Below are 8,543 nucleotides of genomic sequence, written 5' to 3'. Positions count from 1 at the left end.
AACGATACTTTTAAAGGCAGAATATTGGCAAATTATATATTCAATACGAAAAAACAAACTGCCAAGTATTTGTTGGAGGATCGAACGAAAGAAACTGCAGAAGAAAAGGGAATTGTGATCGATGATCAGTCCGGCGAAGATGATGCTTATCCTTATCAGGTGTTATTAGATGGAAAAAGTGTTTTGATAAATTATCTGCCCAATGGGGGAACAGGGGAAATGGTTGGCGATATAGTGCCCTTAGAGGATGATTATGTTTTGCGGGAGAATGAATTTCAGTATAAGGATCATTCGTATGCGGGATGGGACCCAGAACCTAGAAAACAGTCATTGGATATTCGCTTTCAGCCTGGACAGGTTGTTGTACCTGCGACTACCTTTCCTGATTATTTAAAACAAACCAATAGCAAACAAATTTTAAATAATAGTATTCAATATAGTTTAACAGTATCGGCTATAGTAGCGGCATATGGAAGACCTATTTCAAGAGAATCAGATGGCGTTGATTATGACTATCTACTTGAGCTAAATGCTTTATGGAATGAGGCTCCAATTATTGATACTACAATATTAGAATTTTATGAAGGTGAAATGGTAAAAAAAGACCAATTAATGCAGGAGATTTATCTATCAGATAATGGTGCAACTGACAAAGAAGATGGATTAAGAAGCAAAGGTATGGAGTATTATCCGCACCTGCTCGATGATAAAGTGAAAATTATAGGAGTAGATTATCATGCGATAAAAAACGGTTATATACCAAGTAAAAACAAAATCGTATTTCATACGGATATGCCTGATGACTATTTTTTTGATACTTATAATCAAAAGGGAATGGAGCAAAATGAAGTGGTTAGTCATAAGCTGACATTTCAAGTGGAAGACAGTGCAGGAAATGTTACGGTAAAAGAAAGTGATATAAGAATAATATATAATAATTATCCTACTTTAAAAGTACCTGAAAATCTTATTATAACAACAGAAGAACTCAGGATGAATCCATTAACAATGAATGATCTAAGAGGTTATGCAAAAGCAAATGACATTGAAGACGATGCGGCAAAAAATCAAGGTTTGACTGATGCTGACGGTAATTTAATTAATATACAGGAAAAAGTAGAAATTGTAAGTATTCAAGATGCATTAGGAAATACTATTCATCCGGAAAATATACTTGACGTAAATGAATATTTTGTAACTTACTCAGTGAAAGACCGTTTTGGTAAAGAAACGCAGAAAACCATGAAACTAACGGTTGTAGAACCGGCGGAATTAGCAGTAGATCAAATTGAATATGTCAGATTCATATCACTGAAATATCTGGACACGCTGGACAAACATTCAAAATGGAATAAAGAAGAACTAAAGACAATACTGGAAAATGAAAAGTTTATCAATACTAAAGTCTACACTCATGAGCAGGTTGTAAAAATAAAAAAATTAATGAAAGGTTTGAAAACAAAACAAGATTATGAATATGTTTTAAAAGTTATAAAAGAAAATTATATGAATAAATAGCACTTAAAGCATCCCGCTGAAAAAACGTGGGATGCTTTTCGTTTGGAAAAATATTTATTTTATTAATATTTTTAGCGTTTTACTATAAGGTCCTACCACTTTTTTATTTCCTATCTTTTTAAATGATCGTATTTTCATATAATAAGTCTTGTTTGAAGATAAATTACGCAGGGTTTTTGAAGAACCGCTGAAATTTGTAACCTTATAAGATTTGAGGCTTTTACTAGTAGAATATTTTAATTGATAACCACTCGCATAAATTGTTTTTCTAATTCTTATGGTCAATGTTCTTTTATGAGAATTATTGAAACTGTGTATAATAGGGGCTTTTGGTGCAATAAAAAAGTATAAATTTTTTGTCCCACAATAATTACGTTTTCCCTTTATCGTAATCGTTGCTTTTCCAGGTTTTTTATTGTTCTTATAAAGGAGGCTATAATCTTTATTCTTTTTAAGAAGCTTATTATTAAGTATTAATTTAATTGACGGCTTTTGTGGCTTTCCATTATAAGTTTTCTGTTTAATCGTAGATGTTACCGCTTTTGAGATACTTTTACGTGAAAGTTTAGGAATAATAACAAGGTCAGCTTTGCCGCATATACTGCAGGAGCGGGTTTTTCTTCCCGTATGTGTATAAGTAGCTTGTTGTTGTATATTCCAATAACCATATTTGTGTGGCAGCCGTTGCATCTCCGTTTCTTGTATTATCTGACCGCATAGGATACAGTGTAATTCTTTTTTTCCATTTACTTGACAAGTTGCTTGCCGGTTAATAATCCATTTTCCGGGATTATGGGAGGATGTTGGAATTATCTCTTGTTTGATGGTTTTACATAGAATACATGTTCGGATTTTGCTTCCCTGTGATGAACAGGTTGGTGGGGTTAATATATTCCAGCCATCAAACTGGTGTTGTGATTTTTCTATAGGCTGTGTTTCTAAATAACAGCACTTAATGCAAGAATGGGATCTGGAACCTTCCTTTGTACAGGAGGCAGGAAGTGTTTCCATCCATGAACCAAAGGTATGATTCAGGCTGTTACATATCATTTCTCCAGTAATAGTATTGAAGTAGTAAATCATATTATTATAATTTAAAGATGCTTCTTTATAAATCGTATGATCAGTTTTAATAAAATAAAGCTTATTATCTATAGTTATAAATCCGTATTCAGTTATCATTCTTCCAGTTTCTGTAGAAAAATAATATGTTTTTCCGTCAATTTCTTGAAATCCGGTTTTCATGATATGGTCTTTGCCGAACAAATAGGTGTTTTGATCAATTTGATGTAAACCAACTGTCAAATTACCATTTATATCATAATAATATTTTTTTCCTTTATTAACATACCAGTTATCAATGCGAGATACTGCTTTCTCATAATCAATTATAATGGGGGTCTCAGTATCTATTTGTGTCCCCCCATTTTCATTAATATTAGTTGTTAAAAAGTCTTTCAGAAAACCATTTTTTATTGTTTCACTTTCAACATATAATTTACTGCCACGGGCAAGACGGTCAAATGCACTCTGAGACAATTCTAAAGGAGATGAAAAGTGTAAAATAAATTCTATGGGGATTTGCGTTTCTTCAAAAGCATATGAATAGATCCTATTTACAGTAGCCGGTATTTTGATTATTTGAGTTTGTGTTATTCCATTAAAAGCAAAACTGCAAACAGATTTTATGCCATATGGAATGCTATATTCTTTCAATGGATAGGAAGCTGGGTACAATACTAACATATGTTCATTCTCATTTCTGTAAAATAGAATGCCGTTTTCATCATACAATATTGGATTTCCATCTTCAACAATTATCTGCTTTAGAGTAAAACAATTAAAAGTAACATATTTTGGGCTAAGATTAGTAAGCGTTTTTGGATATTTAATCGTTTCAATGTTCTTCATTTCATAGAATGCATAGTCTTTAATGGTATTAACATTCGTTAGCGTAATGGTTTTTAAGTATGCATTATTATAAAAAGCATCTTCTTCTACGCTGAGAACACTCTCTGGTGAAGTATAGGAGTCACTTTGATGCATTGCGGGATAAAGAATCAGTTTAGTACCATCATTAGTTAAGAGAGCACCATCTACTACTTTATAATACTGGCTTTCTTGCGCAACGGTAACAAGCTCCAGATTATAGCAAGTAGCATCTTCATCAAAATGCATCAGAGAAGCCGGTAAGTCGATCCTTTTAGCAGAAGCTTTCGAAAAAGCCCCATTATGGATATAAGTAACTCCTTCTGGAATTGTAATGGTACCGGGTATGCCGGTTAATTTACAATTGCTTCCAATTTCAGTGACGGCGTATTCCACGTTCAAATATTTCACAGTCCAAGGCTTGGTAGTGTCTCCATAGATAAAGTTTCCATTGGGATCACGCTGGGCTTTATCAACCAGCATAGCAGTTGGTTTTTCGCCAATGGTTAAAATTTGATATATGCCAAAAGTAGAGTTAAATGTGTCCCCAACCTGTGCTGACTGCTCAGCTTGTGACGGCATATTATCTGTGGAAGAGGAGACTTCATTTTCAGATTCCGCTGAGGACTTAATTTTATCAGATTTTTCTTTTGGGTCAAATGGAGTATTTATATTTTCAGTTTCTTCAGTTACAGCATTATCTTCTTCATCGTTTAATTCAGTAATAAAAGCAGTTTCTTCTGTTTCTGATTCCACATTATCAGATGCTGCAAATGCTATATTTGAGATCCCTAATGTGATTATTATTGTGACGGATAAAATACGTGTAAATATCTTAACTTTCATAAAATCTTCTCCCTTCAAACAGAAACCAGTTATGGTTTCGTAATGCATTATATAAAACAAAAATAATAACGCTCAATCATTCTTTTGTACATCAAAAAATTCAATATATTTATTTTAATCTTATAGTGGGATTTTCATGATATTAATAAGAATTCCATAGGGATAAAACTAGATATGAATATAATATTGCAGTTTTTGCGATATGTGTGGGAAACAAGAGTAATAATTAATTGTATTGTTTTATTATACATGAAAGCATATAAGGTAGGCAATCATTTTCTAATATATATTTTGAAAAGCATTTATGAGGGATATGCCAGAGTATCTATGAGAATTAAGCTCATCAATCAGCATGCATCAAAGCCGTTTCAGAATCTTAAAACCGGTACAATCTGCGTGGACTCCTAGGCAGCTTTCAGGCAGGTTTTGGATGGTTCAACATATCAATACTTATATTTTCAATACGTTAGGTGTAAGTCGCCGTATCTTGAGCTTTTGTTCTTGAATCTTTTCAGTACAGCTATTATACTGGAATTAACGAATTTGGAAGGGCAGGAAGATAAGATGCTTAAGGTGGCTGTTTGCGATGATGAGAAATTAGTCGTTCAGCAGATTAAAGATTATATAATAAGTTTTAGGCTGCTGTGTGTGGTGGATACATTTGAATGCGGGGAAGAACTGGTCAGGATGCATAAAGAATATGATGTTATTTTTCTGGATATCGATATGAAAGGCATCAATGGAATTAAGACGGCACAGAAGATTCGAAGCTATGATAAAAAGGTGAAAATTATCTATGTGACTGGCTACAATGATTACCGCAATTATGCGTTTTCGGTACATGCATTTGGGTATCTGATTAAACCGGTCAGCCAGGAAAACATCCACAGGCAGTTGGAAGAGGTTTTAGCATATACGGCGGAAGAAGAGCCGGAGCAGATGCTGCGTTTTGAGACAGAAGATGGAATACATGAAATAAATGTGAAGGATATTTATTATTTTGAGTATGCTGATCGGAAAATTCTTATGAGGACGAAAGCGGGAGATTTACGTTTGCATGGCAGTATCACAGCAATGTCTGTTAAGATGGAAGCGTATGGTTTTTATATGCCTCATAAAAGTTTTTCGGTTAATCTGTTTTATGTCAAGACAATTAAGGGTTACGATATCCATATGATGAATGGAAGTACGGTTCCTCTGTCACAGAAGAAGTCCGTGGATTTCAGGGAAAAATTGAGCCATTATATGGCTAACCGTATTTGAGAGGGGCATAATTAAAATGGCTATTTTAAATCTTGTATTGGGAATTTCGGAATTGAGCGTGATGATTTATTGCGCATATTATTTTATGAGTCATATTGAGCGGAATATCTATCGGGGAAAATGGTGGTATTTTGCCGCGTTTTTTTTCTATGGTATGATTATTATTTTAGGTGTGACATTTAGAAATACAATTTATAGCATGGTTGCCGGAATTGTGTATCTGGCTGTGATGGGGCATTTTTTATTTAACAGCAATATGTTGTATATTGTCTATTATGCTTTGTTTACAGTGATCGGAGTTTTGGGGCAGTCGGCTATATTGAATCTGTCTGCATTGTTTATCCCGTCAAATGATATAAAAAGTGCTCTTTTGATGGCGAATATTGCGTTGACATTGAAAATAGTCCTATATCTTTTATTGACTAGGTTTATGGTGTTCTTTATTAACAGGAAGAAGATAAACAGAATTAATAAATGGCAGCTGGTAAGCATGTATATGGTTCCGGTATGGAGTGTTATATTTCTGCTTTCACTAGTTCAGGTGGGTGCAGTTTATATCCAGTTGTATGGAATTACTGTGATTGCAGTTAATATTGTTTTACTGCTGATCCTGGATGTTTACTTTATCTATCTGGGAGGATATATTTCAAAATCTAATGAGTTGGAAAAGGAACTGCAATTGTATCATCAGCAGAATGAACTACAATACAAATACTATGGGGAGTTGGAGAAGAAGTATCAGGATTCCCGGAAAGTTCTCCATGATATGAAAAACCATCTCATAGCAGTGGAGCAGTTGTACCATATGCAGGAGTCAGACGCAGGAAATACTTATGTAAAAGATATGCATCATATGTTGAATGTGCTGGGGGAGCATTTTTATACGAATCATAAAATGTTAAACATCATTTTGAATGATAAGCTGAGCAATGCAAAGCGGGACGGTATTAATTCGGCGGTTGAAATCGGTGAGGTCAGCCTGGAATTTATGAAGGACATTGACGTGACAACTGTATTTGCAAATCTTCTGGATAATGCTATTGAGGCGGCTAAAAGAGTGAGCGAACACCCATATATACGTATCAAAATGAACTATTTTAATGAATTTGTTGTGATTAGTATCCGCAATTCACTTTTGGCGGAAGGGGTAATGAATGCGATCCAAAGAGATGAGGAGCACCGGAGCCGCCATAGCTGTAAAGCAGGAGGGCACATGGGATATGGACTTCAAAATGTAAAGAAAACTCTGGAAAAGTATAACGGTACGATGCAGACAGGAAGTTCGGAGAGTGAATTTCAGGTGAATATAACACTGCCCATTCCGGAAAGCAGATAATGTCTTCGAAAGCAGATAATGTCTTCGAAAGCAGATAATGCCTCCGATAGCAGATATGTTGACGAAATGTGTTTTATTGTTAAGATTGTCTAATAAAGTTGAGATGTATTAAAAAATAGAAAAGGTTTGAACAGGTGAAAAAGAATCTGTTCGAACCTTTTTTTATTTTTTGGATATTTTACTTGACAAATATAAGAAACTTTTGTAAAATATGCTTAAAATTACTTTTACAAAATATATTTATAAAAGATAATTAAGAACTAAGACGCAAATGAAACAAAACACGAACCACAAAACCGGAAACCACATAACCTAAAAACCACAAGCCAAAAACTAAACCACAAACTCATAACCTGAAACCAAAAAACACTAATCACACCAAAATAAAATATAAAATGAGGGGGTAACAGCATGAAAGCAGCATATATGGATGGAACATACGAGATTATATACCGGGACATTGAAAAACCGGTGCCAGGCGAGAATGAAGTCTTGGTTAAAATCGAATATGTAGGAATCTGTGGCTCAGATGTTCATTTTTATGAAAACGGAAGAATAGGAGATTTTATTGTTGACGGACCATTTATTCTGGGGCATGAATCGGCAGGCACCATAGTGGAAACAGGCAGTAAAGTTACTGATTTGAAAACAGGCGAACGGGTGGCACTGGAGCCTGGGATTACCTGCGGGAAATGTGAATTTTGCAAAACTGGCAGATATAATCTGTGTCCGGAGGTGAAGTTCTTTGCAACGCCGCCGTATCATGGCGTATTGACGGAGTATGCAGTACATCCTTCTGATATGTGTTTTAAGCTCCCGGAGAATGTTTCTACGAAAGAAGGTGCATTGGTAGAGCCGCTGGCTGTAGGATTACATGCAGCAGCACAGGGGAATGTTAAGCTGGGAGACAGCGTAGTGATACTTGGCGGGGGATGTATTGGTCTGGTGACGCTGCTGGCCTGTAAAGCCAGGGGGGCGGCTAATGTAATTGTTGTGGATATGCTGCAGAAACGCTTGGACTATGCTGAGAAATTGGGAGCAAATCATACGGTAAATGCAAAGGAGATTAATGTAGAAAAAGAACTGGAAAGGCTATTGGGTGGAATAGGTGCGGATGTTGTTCTGGAAACGGCTGGTGCTGTGAAGACGATTCAGCAGACGCCTGAATTTACAAAAAGAGGCGGTACAATCGTGTTAGTAGGAATGGCGCCGCAGGATGTCATAGCATTTGATTTTGCTAAAGTAATGGCAAAAGAACTGAGTGTGAAGTCTGTGTTCCGCTACCGTAATCTTTATCCGGTGGCAATCGCCGCAATCGCAGATGGAAAAATTGATGTTGGGAAGATTGCAACGCATGAATTTGATTTTAGTGATGTGAAATTAGCATTTGATACGGTTATTGAAAATGCACAGGATGTTGTAAAAGGGGTAATTAAGGTTTCTTGACTTGTTTCAAACAGGCAGCAAATAGAAGATTGTAAAAAAGAATGGGAGGAAAACCAATGAAAGCAGTAGTGTATAGTGAACCAAGGAAATTTTCTGTTACAGAGATTCCAAATCCGGAAGTAAAGGAAAACCAGGTATTGATTAAAGTCAAATCCTGCGGGATATGCAGAACAGATGCACATATTCATGAAGGGGAATTTATCGC

5 protein-coding genes are annotated in these 8,543 nt (G+C 35.4%); 4 read left to right on the top strand and 1 reads right to left on the bottom strand.

All coding sequences use genetic code 11. The annotated features are described in order from the left end of the window. The coding region (locus tag ACH2DQ_RS17090; RefSeq protein WP_395027556.1) for a hypothetical protein at positions 1–1,518 on the top strand (1,518 nt) is incomplete at its 5' end. Between the two features lie 54 nt (positions 1,519–1,572). Here ACH2DQ_RS17090 and ACH2DQ_RS17085 read toward each other — a convergent pair. Then, positions 1,573–4,293 (bottom strand): leucine-rich repeat protein, encoded by a 2,721-nt coding sequence (locus tag ACH2DQ_RS17085; RefSeq protein WP_394914019.1) that lies wholly within the window; start codon positions 4,291–4,293, stop codon positions 1,573–1,575. Positions 4,294–4,857: 564 nt separating this feature from the next. On the opposite strand from ACH2DQ_RS17085, the gene ACH2DQ_RS17080 reads away from it, so the two are divergent. The 3 genes from ACH2DQ_RS17080 to ACH2DQ_RS17070 all read left to right on the top strand — a co-directional run bounded on the left by ACH2DQ_RS17080 (position 4,858) and on the right by ACH2DQ_RS17070 (position 8,338). Beyond that, positions 4,858–5,556: a LytR/AlgR family response regulator transcription factor gene (locus ACH2DQ_RS17080; RefSeq protein ID WP_394914020.1), complete on the top strand. Its 699-nt coding sequence runs from the start codon at positions 4,858–4,860 to the stop codon at positions 5,554–5,556. Positions 5,557–5,572: 16 nt separating this feature from the next. Beyond that, positions 5,573–6,892 (top strand): sensor histidine kinase, encoded by a 1,320-nt coding sequence (locus ACH2DQ_RS17075; RefSeq protein ID WP_394914021.1) that lies wholly within the window; start codon positions 5,573–5,575, stop codon positions 6,890–6,892. 411 nt (positions 6,893–7,303) lie between these two features. Beyond that, the gene (locus ACH2DQ_RS17070; protein ID WP_394914022.1) at positions 7,304–8,338 is read left to right on the top strand and encodes an NAD(P)-dependent alcohol dehydrogenase; all 1,035 of its coding nucleotides are present in this window, start codon (positions 7,304–7,306) and stop codon (positions 8,336–8,338) included. Positions 8,339–8,543: the final 205 nt, after the last annotated feature.

The sequence above is a fragment of the Robinsoniella sp. genome, assembly GCF_034124845.1.
Note: the sequence above shows the minus strand (reverse complement) of the source record. Positions and strands in the feature narration are given on the sequence as shown.

Excerpts from the sequence above, each read along its gene's own strand:
- ACH2DQ_RS17080 (WP_394914020.1), top strand. The coding sequence starts at position 4,858 with ATGCTTAAGGTGGCTGTTTGCGATGATGAGAAATTAGTCGTTCAGCAG.
- ACH2DQ_RS17085 (WP_394914019.1), bottom strand. The coding sequence starts at position 4,293 with ATGAAAGTTAAGATATTTACACGTATTTTATCCGTCACAATAATAATC.
- ACH2DQ_RS17070 (WP_394914022.1), top strand. The coding sequence starts at position 7,304 with ATGAAAGCAGCATATATGGATGGAACATACGAGATTATATACCGGGAC.
- ACH2DQ_RS17075 (WP_394914021.1), top strand. The coding sequence starts at position 5,573 with ATGGCTATTTTAAATCTTGTATTGGGAATTTCGGAATTGAGCGTGATG.